At 53.0% G+C, this 20,981-nt stretch carries 23 protein-coding genes; 6 read left to right on the plus strand and 17 right to left on the minus strand.

Annotated features, from left to right (window positions below):
- Window positions 1-2 precede the first annotated feature (2 nt).
- Window positions 3-1,313 (plus strand): L-cysteine desulfidase family protein, encoded by a 1,311-nt coding sequence (locus tag AC534G_RS03160; RefSeq protein ID WP_038634094.1) that lies wholly within the window; start codon window positions 3-5, stop codon window positions 1,311-1,313.
- Window positions 1,314-1,366: 53 nt separating this feature from the next.
- Here the strand turns inward: AC534G_RS03160 and AC534G_RS03165 are convergent, their stop codons facing one another.
- Both AC534G_RS03165 and AC534G_RS03170 read right to left on the minus strand, forming a co-directional pair.
- Window positions 1,367-1,516, minus strand: a complete 150-nt coding sequence (locus AC534G_RS03165; RefSeq protein ID WP_087856874.1) for a protein YhaL — start codon at window positions 1,514-1,516, stop codon at window positions 1,367-1,369.
- Window positions 1,517-1,542: 26 nt separating this feature from the next.
- Complete coding sequence (locus AC534G_RS03170) at window positions 1,543-2,244, minus strand: pirin family protein (protein ID WP_005131482.1); 702 nt, start codon at window positions 2,242-2,244, stop codon at window positions 1,543-1,545.
- Window positions 2,245-2,348: 104 nt separating this feature from the next.
- On the opposite strand from AC534G_RS03170, the gene yhaJ reads away from it, so the two are divergent.
- Window positions 2,349-3,245, plus strand: coding sequence for a DNA-binding transcriptional regulator YhaJ (gene yhaJ / locus AC534G_RS03175; RefSeq protein WP_016154624.1), 897 nt, complete (start codon window positions 2,349-2,351; stop codon window positions 3,243-3,245).
- Window positions 3,246-3,354: 109 nt separating this feature from the next.
- On the opposite strand, the gene AC534G_RS03180 is transcribed toward yhaJ, so the two are convergent.
- The 11 genes from AC534G_RS03180 to AC534G_RS03230 form a co-directional block, all read right to left on the minus strand.
- Complete coding sequence (locus AC534G_RS03180) at window positions 3,355-3,720, minus strand: DUF805 domain-containing protein (RefSeq protein WP_038642883.1); 366 nt, start codon at window positions 3,718-3,720, stop codon at window positions 3,355-3,357.
- Between the two features lie 861 nt (window positions 3,721-4,581).
- Window positions 4,582-5,568 (minus strand): glutathione S-transferase family protein, encoded by a 987-nt coding sequence (locus AC534G_RS03185; protein WP_038634087.1) that lies wholly within the window; start codon window positions 5,566-5,568, stop codon window positions 4,582-4,584.
- Window positions 5,569-5,639: 71 nt separating this feature from the next.
- Complete coding sequence (locus tag AC534G_RS03190; protein WP_032940735.1) at window positions 5,640-6,032, minus strand: DoxX family protein; 393 nt, start codon at window positions 6,030-6,032, stop codon at window positions 5,640-5,642.
- A gap of 170 nt (window positions 6,033-6,202) precedes the next feature.
- Complete coding sequence (locus AC534G_RS03195; protein WP_038634085.1) at window positions 6,203-6,502, minus strand: YqjK-like family protein; 300 nt, start codon at window positions 6,500-6,502, stop codon at window positions 6,203-6,205.
- On the minus strand, window positions 6,502-6,897 hold the full coding sequence (locus AC534G_RS03200) for a phage holin family protein (RefSeq protein WP_038634082.1): 396 nt from the start codon (window positions 6,895-6,897) through the stop codon (window positions 6,502-6,504). Before AC534G_RS03200 ends, AC534G_RS03195 begins: the two co-directional genes overlap by 1 nt.
- Before the next feature lie 2 nt (window positions 6,898-6,899).
- On the minus strand, window positions 6,900-7,205 hold the full coding sequence (locus AC534G_RS03205) for an ElaB/YgaM/YqjD family protein (RefSeq protein ID WP_006687949.1): 306 nt from the start codon (window positions 7,203-7,205) through the stop codon (window positions 6,900-6,902).
- A gap of 33 nt (window positions 7,206-7,238) precedes the next feature.
- Window positions 7,239-7,607, minus strand: coding sequence for a DUF1090 domain-containing protein (locus tag AC534G_RS03210; RefSeq protein WP_038634079.1), 369 nt, complete (start codon window positions 7,605-7,607; stop codon window positions 7,239-7,241).
- A gap of 148 nt (window positions 7,608-7,755) precedes the next feature.
- A complete protein-coding gene (gene mzrA, locus AC534G_RS03215) occupies window positions 7,756-8,139 on the minus strand; it encodes an EnvZ/OmpR regulon moderator MzrA (RefSeq protein ID WP_496594485.1) in 384 nt (127 codons plus the stop codon).
- A 3-nt stretch (window positions 8,140-8,142) separates the two neighbouring features.
- A complete protein-coding gene (gene yqjA, locus AC534G_RS03220) occupies window positions 8,143-8,805 on the minus strand; it encodes a DedA family general envelope maintenance protein YqjA (RefSeq protein WP_003024820.1) in 663 nt (220 codons plus the stop codon).
- A gap of 349 nt (window positions 8,806-9,154) precedes the next feature.
- The gene (gene exuR / locus AC534G_RS03225) at window positions 9,155-9,931 is read right to left on the minus strand and encodes a transcriptional regulator ExuR (protein ID WP_038634073.1); all 777 of its coding nucleotides are present in this window, start codon (window positions 9,929-9,931) and stop codon (window positions 9,155-9,157) included.
- Window positions 9,932-10,065: 134 nt separating this feature from the next.
- Entirely contained in the window at window positions 10,066-11,367 is a 1,302-nt protein-coding gene (locus tag AC534G_RS03230; protein ID WP_032940740.1) for an MFS transporter, read from the minus strand.
- A 472-nt stretch (window positions 11,368-11,839) separates the two neighbouring features.
- On the opposite strand from AC534G_RS03230, the gene uxaC reads away from it, so the two are divergent.
- The 3 genes from uxaC (at window position 11,840) to AC534G_RS03245 (ending at window position 15,417) form a co-directional block, all read left to right on the plus strand.
- Entirely contained in the window at window positions 11,840-13,252 is a 1,413-nt protein-coding gene (gene uxaC / locus AC534G_RS03235) for a glucuronate isomerase (RefSeq protein WP_085048678.1), read from the plus strand.
- A 14-nt stretch (window positions 13,253-13,266) separates the two neighbouring features.
- Window positions 13,267-14,754 carry a UxaA family hydrolase gene (locus AC534G_RS03240; RefSeq protein ID WP_069324373.1) on the plus strand — a complete coding sequence of 496 codons (1,488 nt, stop codon included), beginning with the start codon at window positions 13,267-13,269 and terminating at the stop codon, window positions 14,752-14,754.
- 108 nt (window positions 14,755-14,862) lie between these two features.
- On the plus strand, window positions 14,863-15,417 hold the full coding sequence (locus AC534G_RS03245) for a YgjV family protein (RefSeq protein WP_069324372.1): 555 nt from the start codon (window positions 14,863-14,865) through the stop codon (window positions 15,415-15,417).
- A 16-nt stretch (window positions 15,418-15,433) separates the two neighbouring features.
- On the opposite strand, the gene sstT is transcribed toward AC534G_RS03245, so the two are convergent.
- The 4 genes from sstT to AC534G_RS03265 all read right to left on the minus strand — a co-directional run bounded on the left by sstT (window position 15,434) and on the right by AC534G_RS03265 (window position 19,729).
- The gene (gene sstT, locus AC534G_RS03250) at window positions 15,434-16,678 is read right to left on the minus strand and encodes a serine/threonine transporter SstT (protein ID WP_110496766.1); all 1,245 of its coding nucleotides are present in this window, start codon (window positions 16,676-16,678) and stop codon (window positions 15,434-15,436) included.
- 243 nt (window positions 16,679-16,921) lie between these two features.
- Entirely contained in the window at window positions 16,922-17,890 is a 969-nt protein-coding gene (locus tag AC534G_RS03255) for a TerC family protein (protein ID WP_038642882.1), read from the minus strand.
- 267 nt (window positions 17,891-18,157) lie between these two features.
- Window positions 18,158-19,156, minus strand: a complete 999-nt coding sequence (locus tag AC534G_RS03260) for a Gfo/Idh/MocA family protein (protein WP_110496769.1) — start codon at window positions 19,154-19,156, stop codon at window positions 18,158-18,160.
- A gap of 72 nt (window positions 19,157-19,228) precedes the next feature.
- Entirely contained in the window at window positions 19,229-19,729 is a 501-nt protein-coding gene (locus tag AC534G_RS03265; protein WP_069324370.1) for a M48 metallopeptidase family protein, read from the minus strand.
- Between the two features lie 84 nt (window positions 19,730-19,813).
- On the opposite strand from AC534G_RS03265, the gene rlmG reads away from it, so the two are divergent.
- On the plus strand, window positions 19,814-20,950 hold the full coding sequence (rlmG, locus tag AC534G_RS03270; RefSeq protein WP_069324369.1) for a 23S rRNA (guanine(1835)-N(2))-methyltransferase RlmG: 1,137 nt from the start codon (window positions 19,814-19,816) through the stop codon (window positions 20,948-20,950).
- Window positions 20,951-20,981 lie beyond the last annotated feature (31 nt).

Consider the following 20,981-nt stretch of genomic DNA (forward strand, 5'->3'; position numbering starts at 1 on the left):
TTATGTTTGAGACTACATTGAATCCATTATGGGATAGTTTTATTCGCGCAGTGCAGGAAGAAGTGAAGCCCGCGCTGGGCTGCACGGAACCTATCTCTCTGGCTCTGGCGGCGGCCGTCGCCTCCTCTGAGCTGGAAGGCGCGGTTGAACGCATTGATGCGTGGGTCTCGCCAAACCTGATGAAAAATGGCCTGGGAGTGACCGTTCCGGGGACTGGCATGGTGGGGTTACCGATTGCCGCCGCGCTGGGCGCGATCGGCGGTAATGCCAAAGCCGGGCTGGAAGTGCTGAAAGACGCTTCGGCTGAGGCGGTGGCGCAGGCCAAAGCGATGCTGAGCGCCGGGAAGGTTACGGTGATGCTGCAGGAGCCTTGCGAAGATATTCTCTTTTCCCGAGCGAAAGTGTACAGCGCTGAAGGATGGGCGTGTGTGACCATTGTTGGCGGCCATACCAACGTTGTGCGCATTGAAACCAACAAAGGCGTGGTGTTCGCCACAGAAGAGAGCACTCAGGAAGAGGAGCAGGAATCACCGCTGGCGGTACTGTCTCACACCTCGCTGGAAGAGATTCTGGCGTTTGTGAATGCGGTGCCGTTTGCGTCAATCCGCTTTATTCTCGATGCGGCAAAACTGAACGGGGCGCTGTCTCAGGAAGGGCTGCGCGGCAACTGGGGCCTGCACATCGGGACTACGCTTGAGAAGCAGTGCGCGCGTGGCCTGCTGGCAAACGATCTGTCTACCGCTATTCTGATCCGTACCAGTGCGGCATCGGATGCGCGAATGGGCGGGGCGACGCTACCGGCGATGAGCAATTCCGGCTCCGGTAATCAAGGTATTACCGCCACCGTTCCGGTGATGGTGGTTGCTGAGCACTTTGGCGCGGATGAGGAAAAACTGGCGCGTGCGCTGATGCTGTCTCACCTGAGCGCAATCTACATCCATCATCAGCTTCCACGTTTGTCCGCACTGTGCGCGGCAACCACGGCGGCGATGGGCGCTGCGGCGGGTATGGCATGGATTGTCGATGGGCGCTACAACACCATTGCGATGGCGATCAGCAGCATGATTGGCGACGTGAGCGGAATGATTTGCGATGGCGCCTCAAACAGCTGCGCGATGAAAGTTTCAACCAGCGCATCTGCGGCGTGGAAAGCGGTGCTGATGGCACTGGACGATACTGCCGTAACGGGTAACGAAGGGATTGTGGCGCATAACGTGGAGCAATCTATCACTAACCTGTGCGCGCTGGCGTGTCGTTCAATGCAGGAAACCGACAAGCAGATCATTGAGATCATGGCCAGTAAAGCGCATTAATTTATAGGCCGGGTAAGGTGCAGCCGCCACCCGGCATCACTCCTAGCCGCCTTTCAGGCGGCTTCTTCATCTTCGAGCCGTAGCTCGGCATCGGCCACAATCGCTTCCAGTTCTGTCAGCATTTCTTCATAACCGAAAGTCGCCGTATTCTGTTTTTGCGGCTCAGCCTGCGGCTGGCGTTTTTTTGTTTTTTTCTTGCTCAATAGCCGTACTCCATTGTTTTCCATGACTATACGGGCAAATCTATCAGCAAAGCACGCAGCGGGGTATCGGCGACTAACGTTATGTTAGTTTCGTCACGAATAAATGCGCCATCGCCGCAGGTGAGGGCTTCTTTTTCGGCGCCAGCCGTCACCGCATGGAATCTGCCGTGGATCGACTGCAGATAAGCGCGAGGCCCATGTAACTGAAAACTGAGCGATTCGCCTTGTTGCAGCTCAACATGATGCACCCAAACCTGTTGGCGCAGATGCAGGCTGCCTTGCTCACCGTCCGGCGAGGCCAGCAGCTGATGCTTACCGGCACTCAGCGTGGCTTTCTGCACGCAGGCATTTTCGCGCTGCGGGCAGGCATCCAGCCAGAGCTGCATTCTGGTTAACGGCTTATCTTTACTGATATTGTGTTCGCTATAGCTGATCCCGGGTTGTGTCGCGAGCAATAGCACTTCTCCTGCTTTGGCCTGGATATGGTTGCCTTCGCTGTCGCGGTACTCAGCTTCCCCTTCGAGGATCAGGTTGACGATATCCACTTTCGGATAGGTACGTGGCTGGAAAGAGGCCCCCGGTGCCAGAACTTCCTGGTTCAGAACACGCAGCGAGGCATAACCCAGCAGTTTAGGATCAAAATAGTGTCCAAAGGAGAAGGTATAACGGGCCTGCAGCCAGCCGTAGTCTGCCTGTCCGCATTGTTTGGCTGTACGGGTAGTAATCATAGTTCTTGACCTCTCTTTACTTCCTTTTATGTTAAATGGCTAGACGCTGCATTGTTAGCCAGATATTCTGCCCGGTATGTTCAAATTTCCTGAATGAGAACGAGATGGCCAAAGAAAGGGCTTTAACGCTTGAAGCGTTACGCGTCATGGACGCAATAGACAGACGCGGTAGCTTTGCCGCCGCGGCAGATGAACTGGGGCGGGTTCCTTCAGCCCTCAGCTATACCATGCAGAAGCTGGAGGAAGAGCTGGACGTCGTGTTGTTTGACCGTTCAGGTCACCGCACAAAATTCACCAACGTCGGGCGTATGCTGCTGGAGCGTGGACGCGTTCTGCTGGAAGCTGCGGATAAGCTGACTACCGATGCCGAAGCGCTGGCGCGTGGGTGGGAAACGCATCTGACCATCGTGACCGAAGCGTTGGTGCCGACGGCGGCGTTTTTCCCGCTGATCGACAGGCTTGCCGGGAAGGCCAATACCCAGCTTTCCGTTATCACCGAAGTTCTGGCCGGGGCGTGGGAGCGTCTGGAGCAAGGGCGAGCGGATATTGTGATTGCGCCGGATATGCATTTTCGCTCATCTTCAGAAATCAACTCGCGCAAGCTGTACTCGCTGATGAATGTGTATGTGGCGGCACCGGATCATCCTATTCATCAGGAGCCGGAACCGTTATCAGAAGTCACCCGCGTGAAATACCGTGGTATCGCGGTGGCGGATACCGCTCGTGAACGTCCGGTGTTGACCGTACAACTGCTGGATAAACAACCTCGTCTGACGGTGAGTTCGATAGAAGATAAACGTCAGGCGCTGTTAGCCGGACTGGGCGTGGCGACGATGCCGTACCCGCTGGTGGAAGAGGATATTGCGGCTGGTCGGTTGCGGGTAGTAAGCCCAGAGTCGACAAGTGAAATTGATATCATTATGGCCTGGCGGCGAGACAGTATGGGCGAGGCGAAATCCTGGTGTCTGCGGGAAATCCCGAAACTGTTTGCGGGAAAATAGCCGGACTGTTACGCCGGATACGGTGCAATTGCACCTTATCCGGCCTGGAGGACGGAGTATGTTGCAGGCCTGATAAGCGCAGCGCCATCAGGCATCTACATATGCTACGTCAGGATAACTGTTTGGGATCGGGCCCGAAGCGGTTGCTCCCCTGTGTCCCGTTTTGGCAGTTGAAAATGATGATAATCAACCAGCCAACGATCGGGATCAGCAGCACCAGCAGCCACCAGGCTGAACGATCGGTGTCATGCAAACGCCGGAACTGTACCGCCCACCAGGGGATAAACACCAGAACCCCATAAATCGTCGTTAAGATGCCTTCCCCTCCGGCGCGTTCCCAGCCAAGCATTCTGTCCAGGATACCCAGCACGAACGTGAAGATGATGTTGACCAGCACAAACATCCAGTATTCTTTACGACGAGCGCGACCACCAAAACCAAAGTAATTCTTTAATACGTTTAAATACCAATCCATTTTTGCCTCGTTCTGCATTCAATTACTTGTTTTTAAAGCAATCAAATTAAGAATAGCTGTGAATGAAATGATGGTAAATGTTTGATGTGTTAATTATTTGGCCCGCTGATGGGTAATACTTATCAGTGAACGCCTTAGTTTCAGAAACTATCGCCAGTGTGGTAGACGTTATGAATATGCGCTCTCAGAGAAAGGGTTCCGTTCACCTTATGTTCATCGTTTCTCTGAGACATCGATTCCTGTGAACGTGTAAAGGGCGTTCTCCGCCACGCCCTTTACAATCCCGGCTCCCGGCACGGAAAATTGCCACTTCGTGGTTCCCTCCGCTTATTCCTTCAGGCTTTCGGGCCGGGCGCGATGAAGCGTCCTTGCAAAGCGCGCCCTGAACCCGCATCCCTGCGGGTTCTCCCGGCCTTACGGAAACACGTCGGCAATTTTCAGCCGGACCAGCCACACCTGACCATCTGTATTTTTATTTGAATATATCTGAACAGCAAAACAGATTTTACTGGAAGTCAGAGCGTTGAAGCGATGACCCATGTCCGGCTGAAAATCGATGAGGCGTTGACGGCTGACCGGGTCTGCCCGCAGGGATGCGGGCAGAGGGGATGGCCTGCAGGGATGCAGGCTCGGCCCCGACCCGACAGGCAGACGGCATAAGACGAATGAATCGCGCAGCGACGATTTTCCCGCCGGGAGCCTGGGTTGCAAGGGAGGCGGCGGTGAGCCTCCCTTGCACGTTCACGGGTAACGGCGTTTCAAAGAAATGACACCGCTGAGGTGAACGGAACCCTGAGCAAAAATCACATGTTCGCCATACATGCTTAACTAATCGGTATTCCCCAAAGGGGCCAGTGTAAATTACGCGAAACGCTCGTCACGCCCGTGGGGTTCGTTAAGGTCCTGCCACGGCCCAACAGAAATAATACCAGTCGGGTTAATGGTTTTATGGCTACGGAAGTAGTGATTACGGATGTGATCGAAATTGACGGTTTCCGCAATGCCCGGTATCTGGTAGATGTCGCGCAGGAAACCGTACAGGTTCAGATAATCGCTAATCCGGTATTTGTCGCACTTGAAATGGGTCACATACACGGGATCAAAACGTACCAGCGTGGTCCACAGGCGAATATCTGCTTCTGTTAACTGGTTGCCGGTCAGATAGCGATGCTGCCCCAGAATTTGCTCCAGACGCGCCAGGGATTGGAAGACTTTTTCCACGGCGTCGTCGTACGCTTCCTGGCTGGTGGCAAATCCGGCTTTGTACACACCGTTATTGACGTTGTCATAAATCCAGCCGTTCAGCTCGTCGATTTGACTTTGCAGGGCTGACGGGTAGTAATCCCCGGCTTTTGCGCCCAAAGCATCAAAAGCGGTGTTAAACATGCGGATGATCTCCGCAGATTCGTTGCTGACAATGGTGTGATTTTTTTTATCCCACAACACCGGGACGGTTACCCGACCGCTGTAATGCGGATCGGCGTGCAGATAGAGCTGGTAAAGAAACTCGTGTTGATACAGCGTATCGCCGGTTGCAGCCGGGAAGGTATCATCAAAGGTCCAGCCGTTTTCCAGCATCAGTGGATGCACAACGGAAACGGAAATAAACGGTTCCAGCCCTTTGAGCTTACGCAAAATCAGCGTGCGGTGCGCCCACGGACAGGCCAGAGAAACGTAGAGATGATAGCGGTCTTTTTCGGCAGCGAATCCCCCTTCGCCCGTTGGACCCGGTGCGCCATCCGCGGTGAGCCAGTTGCGGTAAGCCGATGCTGAACGTTGAAATTTTCCCCCGGTTGATTTGGTGTCATACCAGGTGTCATGCCATACGCCGTCAATCAGTTGTCCCATTTTATCGCCTCCTCAGATAGCAAAAGCGAGGAGACATCTCCTCGCTTTTTCATGTGTTCAGTATAGTTCGCTTACCACTTTTTATTCAGTACACGGTCGATGCTGAATGCGCCCGGACCGGTGATAGCCAGCAGCAGGAAACCGCCTGCGATGGTCAGGTTTTTCATGAACATCAGAGAGTTCACGCCTTCCGCAAAGTTGCTGTGGAAGATAAATGCTGTCAGCAGCGTAAAGCCTGCGGTGAACAGCGCGGTAGTACGGGTCAGGAAGCCGAACAGGATTGCCAGACCACCGCCAAACTCAAGCAGGATGACCAGCGGCAACATAAAACCAGGCACGCCCATGGCTTCCATATACTGTTGGGTACCCGCATATCCGGTGATTTTTCCCCAGCCTGCGGAAATAAACAGGATTGGCATCAGAATGCGCGCTACCAGTACACCAACATCTTCTAATTTCTTCATCATTCACTCCAGGAAACCACTCAGGCGGCTTATTGTGTTTTGTGTGCAACGACGCTGCAGAGCGCGTCGTTGCTGTCGATGGAGAGAATCATAAACGTGCTTAATGACAATTGTTAGCAAGGAAAACTGTCAAATTTTTTCAAAAATTTTGAGGTTAGGGGAGTGGGGGATTAGCCGCGCAGTTGCTGCTGTCTGATGGTCGCTTTAACCAGACGCCAGATGCTCCAGACGCTAAAACCGCGCTTAGCCCAGCGTACCAGCAGATTAGGGTTACGAATGGTACGAACTGCCATGATACTGCTACCCACTAACACCCAGCCACGTAGGTTCAACAGCGTTTTCCAGCCACGATCGTAGACTTCGGTGGCCTCCAGCCAGTCGCGGCGAGTAGCAGACAGATCCAGCCGTTGCTGCTGGATCTGTCCAAGCAGTTGCGCCTTACGTTGTTGACGTTCGACTTTACTGCTCATTATGCATCATCCTCCAGGGCCTGCCTGTCGTTTGCGAGTTCGTGGCGCGTATGGCGTAGCAGCGTTGTTTTGCGAGCTTTACGCAGAGTCCATATCCCGCCAATAAGCGCCATAACCAACAGCACAACGGTGGTGGCAATCATTGCGTTCAGGCGATATTGCGGATCAATGGCCCAGATGATAAGCACCATCAGGCTCATCAGCCCAAACGCCGCGAACAGCATGGTCAGCCCAAGCATCAGCAGGATCTGGATGAGATTTGATTTTTCCTCTTCCAGTTCCACGACGGCCAGCCGCAACCGCGTTTCTACGATCTCAACGAGAATCGTCAGGATCCGCTGTCCAATACCCAGTACGCTTTTGCCTGGACCTTGTGCGTGTTGAGAGTCAGCCATTGTTAACGGCGCGACAGCAGTACACCAAGCACCACACCGACTGCAGCGCCAATCCCGACGCCAGTCCATGGGTTTTCGCGTACATAGTTATCGGCTTTGGCCGCGGCTTCACGGGTCTGTTTGGCAATCACATCGCTGGTTTCACTCAGACGATGACGGCTCTCCCGCAGGGCGTGTTCGGCTTTGCTGCGAATTTTACTCATCTCTTCCTTCGACTTATCGCCAGAGGAGCTAAGTACTTCTTCAAGCGTATCCGCAAGAGATTTCAGCTCAGCGCGCAGGTTGTCCGTAGCATTATCTTTCGACATAGTTTTCTCCAGTTGAGTGGGTCGTTACCGTACTTAGTAATCGCGTGATTCGAGTTCTTTCAGCTCATTCTGAGCTTCGGCAAGCTTACGTTCGCGTTTGGCAATTTTATCCGCATCACCTTTTTGCTTCGCCTCGGCTAAATCATCTTGACGCTCGGCTATCTCATCTTTCTGCTCTGCGATTTTTTTCTGATGGTCGGCGCGCAGTTTGCTGTCAGTACAGTTGGCCCGAACCTCACTAAGTGCTTTGTTCAGACCATTGATGCGGTTCTGATTGTTGTGCTTTTCGGCATAGCTAATCTCCCGCTGAATATCCTGTTCTTTTTCCTGACAGAGGGTGGTGGCGTAACTGCCGGCACTGAGAGCGAAAAGGCTAATAGCCAAAGCGATGCGGTATTTCATTCTTGAACCTTCCATTGTGATTCGACGTTGTGGCTTGCGGTCGATGCTCCAGATTAATAAAACGTTGGGCCATAATCCCAGTTTATTAATCATAGGCGCTAAACGGTGAAATCACCAAAGTGAGTGATCTAATTCAGATTCCTGGAGATTAACCAAAACGGTGCGGGGTATCACGTAAGCGGGATAACCACTGCACCGCCTGATTATCATCATCCTGCTGAGCGATGACGAAACCATGTGGCAACGTACGGTCCAGCACCACTTTGGCGGCTGCGCTCTGCGCGCTGGAATCAAAAGTGATCAGCAGCGCGTCATTTTGCGGGGTAATACTTTTAAAGCGGATGCCGTTGGCATCCAGGTGATGCCAGATAGAGAAGCCATCAGGCATGCTGGCTCCCTGGTTTATGGCGCGAATAGCCAGCGTTGACTCCTGCAGGCGAATAACCGACCAGGTCAGGAGCAGCGCGCCGATAAACAGCATAAAGGTAGTGGTCCAGGCAAGTCGTCGGAGCGTTATGCATGATTTCAGCATAATTTATCCTCGGTTCCCGTATTTCTTTTTCCACAGCACAACCAGTGAACCCGCCAGACCAAACACCAGTAACACCACAGGAAGCAGCATCAGGCAAGACATGAGCTGATCTTCATACTTAAGAAATACCGGCGTTTTGCCCAGCAGATAGCCAAGCGTTGTGAGAATCAGGACCCAAAGCAATCCGCTCATCCAGTTAAAGAACTGAAAGCGCGCATTATTCAGGCCGGATAACCCTGCGATGGTCGGCAGTAATGTTCTGACGAACGCAATGAAGCGACCAACCAGCAGCGCAGACAAGCCATGCTTATGAAAAAGATGATGCGCGCGCTGATGGTAATGCGCAGGAAGATGCGACAACCAGTTTTGCACGGTGCGGGTGTTTCCCAGCCATCGCCCCTGGATATAACTAAGCCAACAGCCGAGGCTGGCCGCGGTGGTGAGTAGCAGTACCGTTTGCGGAAAACCCATTGCGCCTTTGGCAATAAGCACGCCGACCAGTACCAGCAAACTGTCGCCGGGTAAAAACGCTGCTGGCAGCAGTCCATTTTCCAGAAACAAAATGGTAAATAGTACAAAATAGAGCATGCCAATCATGGAAGGATTGGCCAGAGTTTCAAAATCCTGAGCCCATAAAGCATTCAGTAATTGAGTCAGTAGTTCCATTCAATATTCCTGGAGAATCGGTTATCGTCATGCCGGTTTTTCTGGATTTTGTAACACCGCGATTTTATTGATGTTTTTTGCAAGGTGTGCGGTCTGATACAAATTCACGGCCTGAACTGTTCCCTGTGAAGTTGTGAAGTTAGCAAGCTCTTAAACACAAAAATTCAAATAGCATCTAATTGTAACAAAGGTCAACGTTGTCCGTTATAGAAATTACGGTTGCTGAACTCTGATTTTGCTTATCGCATTAGAGGGAGGCGAGAGGATTTACACAGGCTGACATTTTATACCTAATGCTTACCAAGCATCAGGTACAGGCGCGTCGTCACGCCTGTATCGATAAGATTGATTATTTTGCGCCGTTAGCGGCCGTATCGAGATGAACGACCGGATTTTCAGTAAAAAGGTAACGGTCCGCGTTGAACTCAAAATCATCGCTGGTTTCGTTAAACAGCATCTGCTTCGTGTTCTCCAGATGCTGCCACATCGCCAGTTTCGCGGCATGGGGATCTTTGCGAATCAGCGCCCGCAGGATCTGATCATGGTCGTCGCACCAGTTATCTACTGTACGCGAGTCGATGTGGTCGTGCAGTTTTTTCCAGTAAGGGTTGTGAATACGCTGAGTCCACATTTTTTCCACGATGGCGGCCAGGGCGGAGTTCTGCGTGGCCAGCGCGACCTGCACATGGAACTGGAGATCCCATTCGGAGTCACGAAAGCTTTTTTCATTACGCGACTTCTCCTGAATTTCCATCAGTTTCATGATGTCCTGTTTGGTCACCTGAGTGGCGGCAAACTCGGCAATGTTGCTTTCAATGAGCTGTCGAGCCTGAAGCAGCTCAAAAGGACCGTAACTGGCGAATTCCAGACCTTCGTCGGGAGCAACATAATGTTTGGGTTGGTTAGAGATGACGTGGATCCCCGATCCTTTACGCACCTCAACATAGCCCTCAACTTCCAGCATGATAATCGCTTCACGAACCACGGTACGGCTGACATTTTTTTCATCGGCGATAAAGCGCTCGGCGGGAAGTTTGTCACCCACCAGATAGACGCCCTGCTCAATGCGTTCTTTAAGATCAGCGGCAAGTTGTTGGTATAAACGGCGTGGTTCAGTGATTTCCATATGCGCTCCAGGCATGATACGGCAGACTATATTTGTTATACCACTTTTGCGATTACGCCTCCACTCGCGAGGACAAAAAAGCCGCCAGATAGCTGGCGGCTTAGCATTAAATAACCTTGCTGTATCGCATCTGGTTAACTTTGCGTCGCGGGATCGCCCGTCTGTGGACCTGAATCTATCTCGCTGGCTGATTTGTTCTGTAGTACCGTCCAGATGACCAACGCGCCAAGCAGGTCGAATACCGCCAGCACGGCGAACAGCGGGCTAAAGCCGATGGTGTCGGCCAGCGCGCCAACGACCAGAGCAAACAGCGTACTGGCAAGCCAGGCGGACATACCGGTCAGACCGTTCGCGGTTGCCACTTCATTACGACCAAATACGTCAGAAGAGAGCGTAATCAGCGCACCGGACAGCGCCTGGTGAGCAAAGCCGCCGATGCACAGCAGGGCGATAGCGATGTACGGGCTGGTGAACAGACCAATCATGCCAGGACCAATCATCAGCAGCGCGCCCATGGTGACCACCATTTTACGGGACACGATCAGGTTCACGCCAAACCAACGCTGGAACAGCGGTGGCAGGTAACCCCCAACGATACAGCCCAGGTCAGCAAACAGCATTGGCATCCAGGCAAACATGGCGATTTCTTTCAGGTTAAAGCCGTAGACTTTGAACATGAACAGCGGGATCCAGGCGTTGAATGTCCCCCACGCCGGTTCTGCCAGGAAACGCGGCAGCGCGATGCCCCAGAACTGGCGGTTACGCAGGATCTGGCCGAGCGACATTTTCTTCGAGGTCGTGTTTTTATGCTGTGATTCCTGGCCGTTCAGAATGTAATCACGTTCTTCATCAGACAGTTTTTTCTGGTCGCGTGGATGTTTGTAGAACACCAGCCAGGACATTGCCCAGATGAAGCTCAGGGCGCCAGAAATAATGAATGCCATCTGCCAACTGTGCATGACGATAGCCCAAACCACCAGCGGCGGTGCAATCATCGCGCCGATAGAAGAACCAACGTTGAAATAACCCACGGCGATGGAACGTTCTTTTGCTGGAAACCATTCTGAACTGGCTTTCAGGCCAGCCGGGATCATTGCGGCTTCAGCTGCACCTACCGCGCCTCGCGCCAGCGCCAGTCCGCCCCAGCTGCCAGCCAGTGCGGTCGCGCCACAGAAGACGGCCCACAGAACGGCGAACATCGCGTAACCGATTTTGGTGCCGAGTACATCAAGCACGTAACCTGCCACGGGTTGCATTACGGTGTAAGCAGCAGAATACGCTGCGATGATATAGGAATACTGTTGAGTGGAGATGTGTAACTCTTCCATCAGAGTCGGCGCAGCTGCCGCCACAGTGTTACGTGTGAGGTAACCCAACACGGTGCCAAGCGTCACCAGTGCGATCATGTACCAACGTAACCCTTTAATTTTACGCATGTAAAACCTCATCGTTTTGTTATGTCCGCCAACGAGCGGTCATCTTCCAGTTCAGGGCGGAGGATGTTCTTTTACGAGGGGGAACCGAAAAAAAAGCCGGTACTCCCCGAACGTTGCCATGTCAATAGTTGTGCTAATTCGGTTTCCGTACCGGTCAATCCGATGTTGATACATCGGTAATTTGCATTCCGTCGGCTTATGTATCGCGACGGCCAAAAGATAACTTGTCATACAACTTTAAAAGGTGAGTGCCATCACAAAAGTGTGAATCTTCGTGTGGTCATTATCTCGATTCAGCAAAGCCAGTACTGGCGCGGCCTGAGGCATGATTTACCTCTTTGAGAGTAATTTTTTTGTCATCATTTGTTGATCTAACTCACGAAAATATCTTCGGGGTGTGGAAATTGGTGTGATAACTTTGTCAACATCAAAACATAAGCAATCTGACGCACTCGTTGAGAGGAAGACGATAATGACTCCGTTTATGACTGAAGATTTCCTGCTGGATACCGAATTTGCCCGCCGTCTGTATCATGATTACGCCAAAGACCAGCCGATCTTCGATTACCACTGCCATTTACCACCGCAACAAATCGCTGAAAACTACCGTTTTAATAACCTGTATGACATCTGGCTGAAGGGTGACCACTATAAGTGGCGTGCGATGCGTACCAACGGCGTCGCTGAGCGCCTGTGTACCGGCGATGCCTCCGATCGTGAGAAGTTTGATGCCTGGGCCGCTACGGTTCCGCACACTATCGGTAACCCGCTGTACCACTGGACCCACCTCGAGTTACGTCGCCCGTTTGGTATTACAGGTAAGCTGCTGTCTCCGGCAACGGCTGACGAAATTTGGAACCAGTGCAACGAACTGCTGGCGCAGGATCAATTCTCCGCGCGTGGCATCATGCAGCAGATGAACGTGAAAATGGTCGGCACCACCGATGACCCGATCGATTCTCTGGAGCATCACGCCGCCGTTGCCAAAGACGGAAGTTTTGATGTGAAAGTGCTGCCGAGCTGGCGGCCGGATAAAGCCTTCAACATCGAACTGGCGACCTTTAACGATTACATGGCTAAGCTCGGTGAAGTCTCTGACACCGATATCCGTCGTTTCGCCGACCTGCAGACCGCGCTGACCAAACGTCTGGACCACTTCGCCGCTCACGGCTGTAAAGTGTCTGACCACGCGCTGGACGTTGTCCTTTTCGCGGAATCTAACGAAGCGGAGCTGGATAGCATCCTGGCTCGTCGTCTGGCCGGTGAAACCCTGAGCGAGCATGAAGTCGCCCAGTTCAAAACCGCTGTGCTGGTGTTCCTCGGTGCAGAATACGCACGTCGCGAATGGGTACAGCAGTACCACATCGGCGCGCTGCGTAATAACAACCTGCGTCAGTTCAAACTGCTGGGCGCGGACGTCGGCTTCGACTCCATCAATGACCGTCCGATGGCGGAAGAACTGTCCAAACTGCTGAGTAAGCAGAACGAACAGAACCTGCTGCCGAAAACCATTCTGTACTGCCTGAACCCGCGTGATAACGAAGTGCTGGGCACCATGATCGGTAACTTCCAGGGCGAAGGCATGCCGGGCAAAATGCAGTTCGGTTCCGGCTGGTGGTTCAACGATCAGAAAGACGGGATGGAACGTCAGATGACACAGCTGGCGCAACTGGGCCTGCTGAGCCGCTTCGTCGGCATGCTGACCGACAGCCGTAGCTTCCTGTCTTACACCCGTCACGAATACTTCCGTCGTATTCTGTGCCAGATGATCGGTCGTTGGGTTACTGCGGGCGAAGCCCCAGCCGACATCCAACTGCTGGGTGAAATGGTGAAAAACATTTGCTTCAACAATGCGCGCGATTATTTCGCCATTGAACTGAACTAAGGTCCGGGGTTGATATGCAATACATCAAGATCCATACGCTGGATAACGTTGCGGTAGCGCTCGCTGATTTGGCTGAAGGAACCGACGTGACCGTTGACGGGCAGGCGGTAACCCTGCGCCAGGCGGTCTCTCGTGGTCATAAATTCGCACTCTGCGAGATCGCACAGGGTGAGAACGTCATGAAATATGGCCTGCCGATCGGCCATGCTTTGGTGGATATCGCGGCGGGCGAGCATATTCATGCTCATAACACGCGTACTAATCTGAGCGATCTGGATGAATATAGCTATCAACCCGACTTTCAGGAACCTGAAGCGCAACCGGCGGATCGTGATGTACAGATCTACCGTCGTGCCAACGGCGATGTTGGCGTGCGTAACGAATTGTGGATCCTGCCGACAGTAGGCTGCGTCAACGCCATGGCCCGTCAGATGCAAAATCGCTTCCTGAAAGAGACCAACGACGCTGAAGGTATCGACGGCGTGCATCTCTTCAGCCACACCTACGGCTGTTCACAGCTGGGTGACGACCATATCAACACCCGCACCATGCTGCAAAACATGGTGCGCCACCCGAACGCGGGCGCAGTGCTGGTGGTCGGCCTCGGCTGTGAAAACAACCAGGTTGACGCTTTTCGCGAAACCTTAGGCGAGTACGATCCCGATCGCGTTCACTTTATGGTCTGTCAACACCAGGAAGACGAAGTGGAAGCGGGGATCGAACATCTTCACCAGTTGTACAACGTGATGCGTAACGATAAGCGTGAACCCGGTAAGCTGGGCGAGTTGAAGTTTGGTCTGGAATGCGGCGGCTCTGACGGCCTGTCCGGCATTACCGCCAACCCGATGCTGGGCCGTTTCTCCGACTACGTGATTGCCAACGGCGGCACCACCGTGCTGACCGAAGTACCGGAAATGTTCGGCGCCGAGCAACTGCTGATGGACCACTGCCGTGACGAAGAAACGTTCGGCAAGCTGGTCACTATGGTGAATGACTTCAAACAGTACTTCATTGCTCACGACCAGCCGATCTACGAGAACCCATCGCCGGGGAACAAAGCGGGTGGTATCACCACCCTGGAAGACAAATCGCTGGGCTGTACCCAAAAAGCGGGTTCCAGCCAGGTGGTGGACGTACTGCGCTACGGCGAACGTCTGAAAACGCACGGCCTGAACCTGCTGAGCGCACCGGGTAACGACGCAGTCGCCACCAGTGCACTGGCGGGCGCGGGCTGTCATATGGTGTTGTTCAGTACCGGTCGCGGTACGCCGTACGGTGGATTTGTGCCGACGGTGAAAATTGCTACCAACAGCGAGCTGGCAGCGAAGAAAAAGCACTGGATCGATTTTGACGCCGGACAACTGATCCACGGCAAAGCGATGCCGCAGTTACTGGAAGAATTTGTCGATACCATCGTCGATATCGCCAACGGTAAGCAAACCTGCAACGAGCGAAACGATTTTAGAGAACTGGCTATCTTTAAAAGCGGCGTAACCCTTTGATTGTAAATATGTAGGCCTGATAAGCGCAGCGCCATCAGGCTCAAACCGTGGCCGGATGGCGGCGAACATGCCTTATCCGGCCTACGAAATGGAGTTGGGGTTGCTTGCATGACCGCGTATTGGCTGGCTCAGGGCGTAGGTGTCATCGCCTTTCTAATCGGTATTACCACCTTTTTCAATCGCGATGAGCGTCGGTTCCGGCTGCAACTCGCTGTCTATAGTGCCACCATTGGTGTGCATTTTTTCCTGATGGGCGCCTGGCCTGCAGGAATGAGTGCCGAGCTTAATACTATCCGCACACTCGTCTCGATGCATACCCGCAAACTGTGGGTAATGACCGTTTTTATTATCCTCACCCTGGTTCTCGGGCTTGCGAAATTACAGCATGCGATGGAGCTGTTGCCGATAATCGGCACGCTGGCCAGCACCTGGGCGCTGTTTCGCTGCCAGGGGTTAACCGTGCGTTGCGTTATGTGGTGCGCAACCGCCTGTTGGGTTATCCATAATTTCTGGCTGGGATCGATTGGCGGGACGATGATCGAAGGGAGTTTTCTGGTGATGAACGGCCTGAACATTATTCGCTTCCGGCGGATGCAAAAACGCGGAATTGATCCGTTCAAAATTGAAAAAAGCGTACAAGCTAAGAACCCCTCCGCCCGATGACGGAGGGGAACAGAGATTAGCCGCGCAGGGCGTTATTTGCCAGACGTTCGTCTTCTGCCTGACAGGCTGCAGCGGTAAACAGAACATCTGTAGAAGAGTTCAAGGCCGTTTCACAGGAGTCCTGCAGCACCCCGATGATAAAGCCAACCGCAACCACCTGCATGGCGATATCATTCGGAATCCCGAACATGTTGCACGCCAGCGGGATTAATAGCAGCGAACCACCCGCCACGCCCGATGCGCCACAGGCACACAGCGAAGCCACCACGCTGAGTAACAGCGCTGTCGGTAAATCGACCGGAACACCCAGCGTATTCACCGCCGCCAGCGTCAGCACGGTAATGGTGATCGCCGCACCCGCCATATTAATGGTGGCCCCCAGCGGAATAGACACTGAGTAGGTATCACGATCCAGATTCAACTTTTCACACAGCGCCATATTCACCGGAATGTTTGCCGCGGAGCTGCGGGTAAAGAAGGCATACACGCCGCTTTCACGCAGACAGGCCAGCACCAGCGGATACGGGTTACGGCGAATTTTCCAGAATACCAGCAGCGGGTTAACCACCAGCGCTACCAGCAGCATACAGCCAACCAGCACGGCTAGCAGTTGAGCGTAGCCCCAAAGGGTGGCAAAACCGGTCGTTGCCAGCGTAGAGGAGACCAGACCGAAAATACCGATCGGCGCGAAACGAATCACCAGCTTCACCATAAAGGTGACGGCGTTGGACATATCATTGACCAGATTCTTGGTCGTTTCATTCCCATGACGCAGCGCAAAACCCAGGCCGACGGCCCATACCAGAATGCCGATATAGTTGGCGTTAAGCAGAGCATCAATCGGGTTAGAAACCATGCTCATCAGCAGGCTACGCATGACTTCGACAATGCCGGATGGCGGCACGATGTCGCTGGCGCTGCTGGAAAGATGCAGTGTGGACGGGAAAGCGAAGCTGAAGACAACCGCCGCTAATGCTGCGGAAAATGTTCCCAGCAGGTAAAGGAACAGGATTGGACGGATATTGGTTTTTTGTCCGTGCTGGTGGTTAGCGATGGACGCCATAACCAGCATCAGGACCAGAATAGGTGCCACGGCTTTTAATGCGCCAACGAACAGCGTACCCAACAGCCCGACGGCTTCTGCAGCAGGTTTTGACACCAGCGCCAGCAATATCCCCAGTACTAAACCGATCAAAATTTGTTTAACCAGGCTCCCTTGCGCCAAACGCGAGAGCAGCCCCGATGAACGTTGCGTAGTCATGTAGTAATCCTTTCATTGTGTTGTTGCTCATCCAGTGTGCATTCTGATGACGCATCTTTCTGGATGTAACAAAGTGTTTGCCTGGTTGAGTATAAGGAAAGATGAAGTCCCGGAAAGCGAAATCTCCTGATTTTTGCGTTCAGATCATGTTTTATAACTTTAAATTAACATTATTTTGACATGATAAACAAAAAGCCCGACGCACGCAGTGTGTTGTCGGGCTTTTCAGCTAGCGAATGAAATTTACTGTATTTGCTGCTTTTTATCGTGCTGGTGGTTAACCCACGCATTCACGACCAGCGTAACGAACAGAATACCGAACACCACGCCTAACGAGATAGCGATCGGGATATGGTAGAAATCGACGATCAGCATCTTAATACCGATAAACACCAGAATGACCGACAAGCCGTATTTCAGCATGGAGAAACGCTCCGCCACGCCAGCCAGCAGGAAGTACATCGCACGCAGACCCAAAATAGCAAACAGGTTTGAGGTCAACACGATGAACGGGTCGGTTGTGACGGCGAAGATTGCCGGAATACTGTCGACGGCAAAAATGACATCACTCAGCTCAACCAGAATCAACACCAGCATCAGCGGTGTGACGAACAGCAGTCCGTTTTTACGCACGAAGAATTTTTCGTCTTCGATGGTATCGGTCATGCGTAAATGACTACGCAGCCAGCGGACTAACGGTCTGTCGCCGATACCGGAAGCATCCTCTTTCGCCAGCGCCATCTTCACGCCGGTAAACAGCAGGAACGCGCCAAACACGTACAGCAGCCATTCGAACTGGGCGATAAGCCAGCTACCTGCGAAGATCATAATCGTACGCAGCACAATCGCGCCCAGTACGCCGTACACCAGTACCCGACGCTGCAACGCAGGCGGTACCGAGAAGTAGCTGAACAGCATCAACCAGACAAAGACGTTATCTACCGCCAGTGATTTCTCGATCAGATAGCCGGTAAGGAACGCCAGCGCCTGTGGGTCGGCAACGGCGCGGCCCTGCGTTTGGGCCAGGTACCACCAGAATGCGGCGTTAAACAGTAACGACAGCGTTACCCAGACGATAGACCAGGCTGCCGCCTGCTTCATCGACATAGTATGTGCGCCACGGCGACCCTGCAGCAGCAGGTCGATGGCCAACATAATCACCACCACAACAGCGAAGCCGCCCCACAACAACGGTGTGCCGACAGTATTCATAATTCCCCCATGCAAAAAAAACGGCCAACGCCGAATGACGTTAGCCGCTGCTTTTTATGCATAGACCTTGCCATTCGGCAAGGTCTCACTTACAACAACAAAGGAATACGCTAGCGTATTCCTTTGTTGTTGCCCGGTGACCGGATGTGGTTTTGCACACATCGTAATGACGATCAACCGACAACGAAGTTACTCCCCTTTGCGGGTTACAAAATATTACAGGCCATGGATGCAGTCAATGGCCTGCAACATTTGTTTTACATACCTTTACGCAGTCAGCGACGTCACCGTTTCGTCTGCGGGGAAAATCACGCCGGTCTGACGGCGAATTTCCGTTTGCAGTTTGGCGGTGATCCGGCTGACGCTTAGTGCCGGATGATCCACTTCGCCAGATTCAACCAGATGAGCAAAAGTCTCTGCCTCATACAGCATTGTATTGATATGCTGAGGCACCGTCAGATCCTGCGTTTTGCCACCACGCGCCACGAAGCACACTTTCTGACATTCAGAGATATGCTCAATGACCAGCGAACCCGACTCGCCCTGAATTTCACTGGCTAATACCGAGTCGCTGACTTTGGAGTGCTGGAGTGTGACGCTGAAATCACCGTAATTCAGTACGACCACGCCGTGGGCATCCACACCGCTTTCCAGCAGGCTGGCGCTGGCCTGCACGCTCTGTGGTTCGCCCCAAAGCGCAACCGCTGAGGCCAGGCAGTAAAAGCCGATATCCATAATCGAACCGTTAGAGAACGCCGGATTAAATGTATTCGGATTTTCACCGTCCAGATAACGCTGGTAACGCGAGGAGTATTGGCAGTAATTGATAAACGCTTTCCTGATTCTGCCCACTTTGGGTAACGCTTGCTGCAGCAGCAGGAAGTTAGGCAGGCTGGCGGTCTTAAATGCTTCAAACAGCACCACCTGATTTTCGCGCGCGCAAGCGATAGCGGCTTCAGCTTGCGCCAGATTTGAGGCCAGCGGCTTTTCGCAAATGACATGCTTTTTGTGCTGCAAAAATAGCGCTGTCTGCGGGAAGTGCAGGGAGTTTGGGCTGGCGATGTAGACGGCGTCAATCGCGTCACTGCAGGCCATCGCCTCCAGCGAGGTAAACAGGTGCTCGACGAGATAATCGTTAGCGAAGGTCTGTGCCTGCTCAAGACTGCGGGAATAAACCGCGGTTAACTTATATTTGCCGGTTTCATGGGCGGCATCGACAAACTGGCGAGTGATCCAGTTTGTGCCAATTACTGCGAAACGTATCATAAAGGCCTTCAGGCTGCTAAAAGGGATCCTTTCGTCAATTTAGCATGCCCTGAAGACAAAGCCAGTGCGCGACTACGCACTTTGCTTTAACGATTGTTGCGTTAACCACAGGCGGGTATCGAACTCCAGTTGATGGTACTGAGGTTCCATATGACAGCACAGTTGGTAAAACGCTTTGTTATGCTCTTTTTCTTTCAGATGCGCCAGTTCATGGACCACGATCATTCGCAGGAAGGGTTCCGGGGCATTGCGAAAAACGGTCGCTACGCGGATCTCCGCTTTGGCTTTTAGCTTGCCTCCCTGCACGCGAGAAACGGCGGTATGCAGTCCCAGCGCATTCTTCAGAACATGGATCTTGCTGTCGTACATCACCTTATTCAGCGGCGGGGCGTTACGCAGGAACTGATTTTTCAGATCTTGCGTATATTGCCAGAGCGCTTTGTCGGTCGCGAAGTCATGCGTGCCGGGATAGCGCTTATCTAATACCGCTCCCAGACGTTGCTCGGCAATTAATGTGCGTACCTGATCAAGTAGGTTCTCCGGGTAGCCCTGCAGATAGGTCAACTGACTCATTATTGCCCCATATAAAGTATAAAAAGTGTATACTCACGCACCCTTTTCAGGGATACGCCGAAATTTTACCATTCAGGAGGGCCGATGAGCCACATAGACAACGGTTTCCGTTCGCTGTCACTTAAACGTTTCCCGGAAACGGATGACGTTAACCCGCTGCTGGCGTGGGAAGCGGCGGATGAATATCTGCTGCAACAGCTGGACGATACCGAGATTAGCGGCCCGGTGCTGATCCTGAATGATACCTTCGGCGCGCTGGGCTGTGCGCTGGCGGAACATACGCCGTACAGCATTGGCGACTCCTATTTAAGCGAGTTGGCCACGCGCGAGAATCTGCGTCACAACGACATCGCCGAATCGAGCGTCAAGTTTCTCGACAGCACCGCTGACTATCCGCAGGCGCCGGGCGTAGTGCTGATTAAAATTCCTAAAACCATGGCCCTGCTGGAGCAACAGCTGCGTGCGCTGCGTGAAGTGGTGACGCCGCAAACGCGGATTATTGCCGGAGCGAAAGCACGCGACATTCATACCTCAACGCTGGAGCTGTTTGAAAAGGTGTTGGGTCCAACCACCACGACGCTGGCGTGGAAAAAAGCCCGTCTGATCAACTGTACGTTCAGCAAACCTGAACTTGCCGCTGCTTCGCAAACGCTAAGCTGGAAGCTGGAAGGTACCGACTGGACTATCCATAACCACGCCAACGTTTTCTCTCGTACCGGACTGGATATCGGCGCGCGCTTCTTTATTGAGCACCTGCCTGCAAATCTTGAAGGGGAGATTGTCGATCTCGGCTGTGGGAATGGCGTGATTGGCCTGACATTGCTGGAGAAAAACCCACAAGCCAGCGTGGTTTTTGTGGATGAATCGCCGATGGCGGTGGCGTCAAGTCGTCTGAACGTCGAAAGCAATATGCCTGAGGCACTGGATCGCTGTGAGTTTATGATTAACAACGCGCTGTCCGGGGTTGAGCCGTTCCGCTTTAACGCCGTGCTGTGCAACCCGCCGTTCCACCAGAAGCATGCGTTGACCGATAATATCGCGTGGGAAATGTTCCACCACGCCCGCCGCTGCCTGAAAATCAACGGCGAGCTGTATATCGTGGCTAACCGTCACCTCGACTACTTCCACAAGCTGAAGAAGATTTTCGGCAACTGCGAGACCATCGCCACCAATAATAAGTTTGTGATTCTCAAATCGGTGAAATTAGGTCGTCGTCGGTAATCGCGTATGCCGGATGGAGGCGTGAGCGCCT

The organism is Citrobacter sp. CRE-46 (assembly GCF_059615875.1).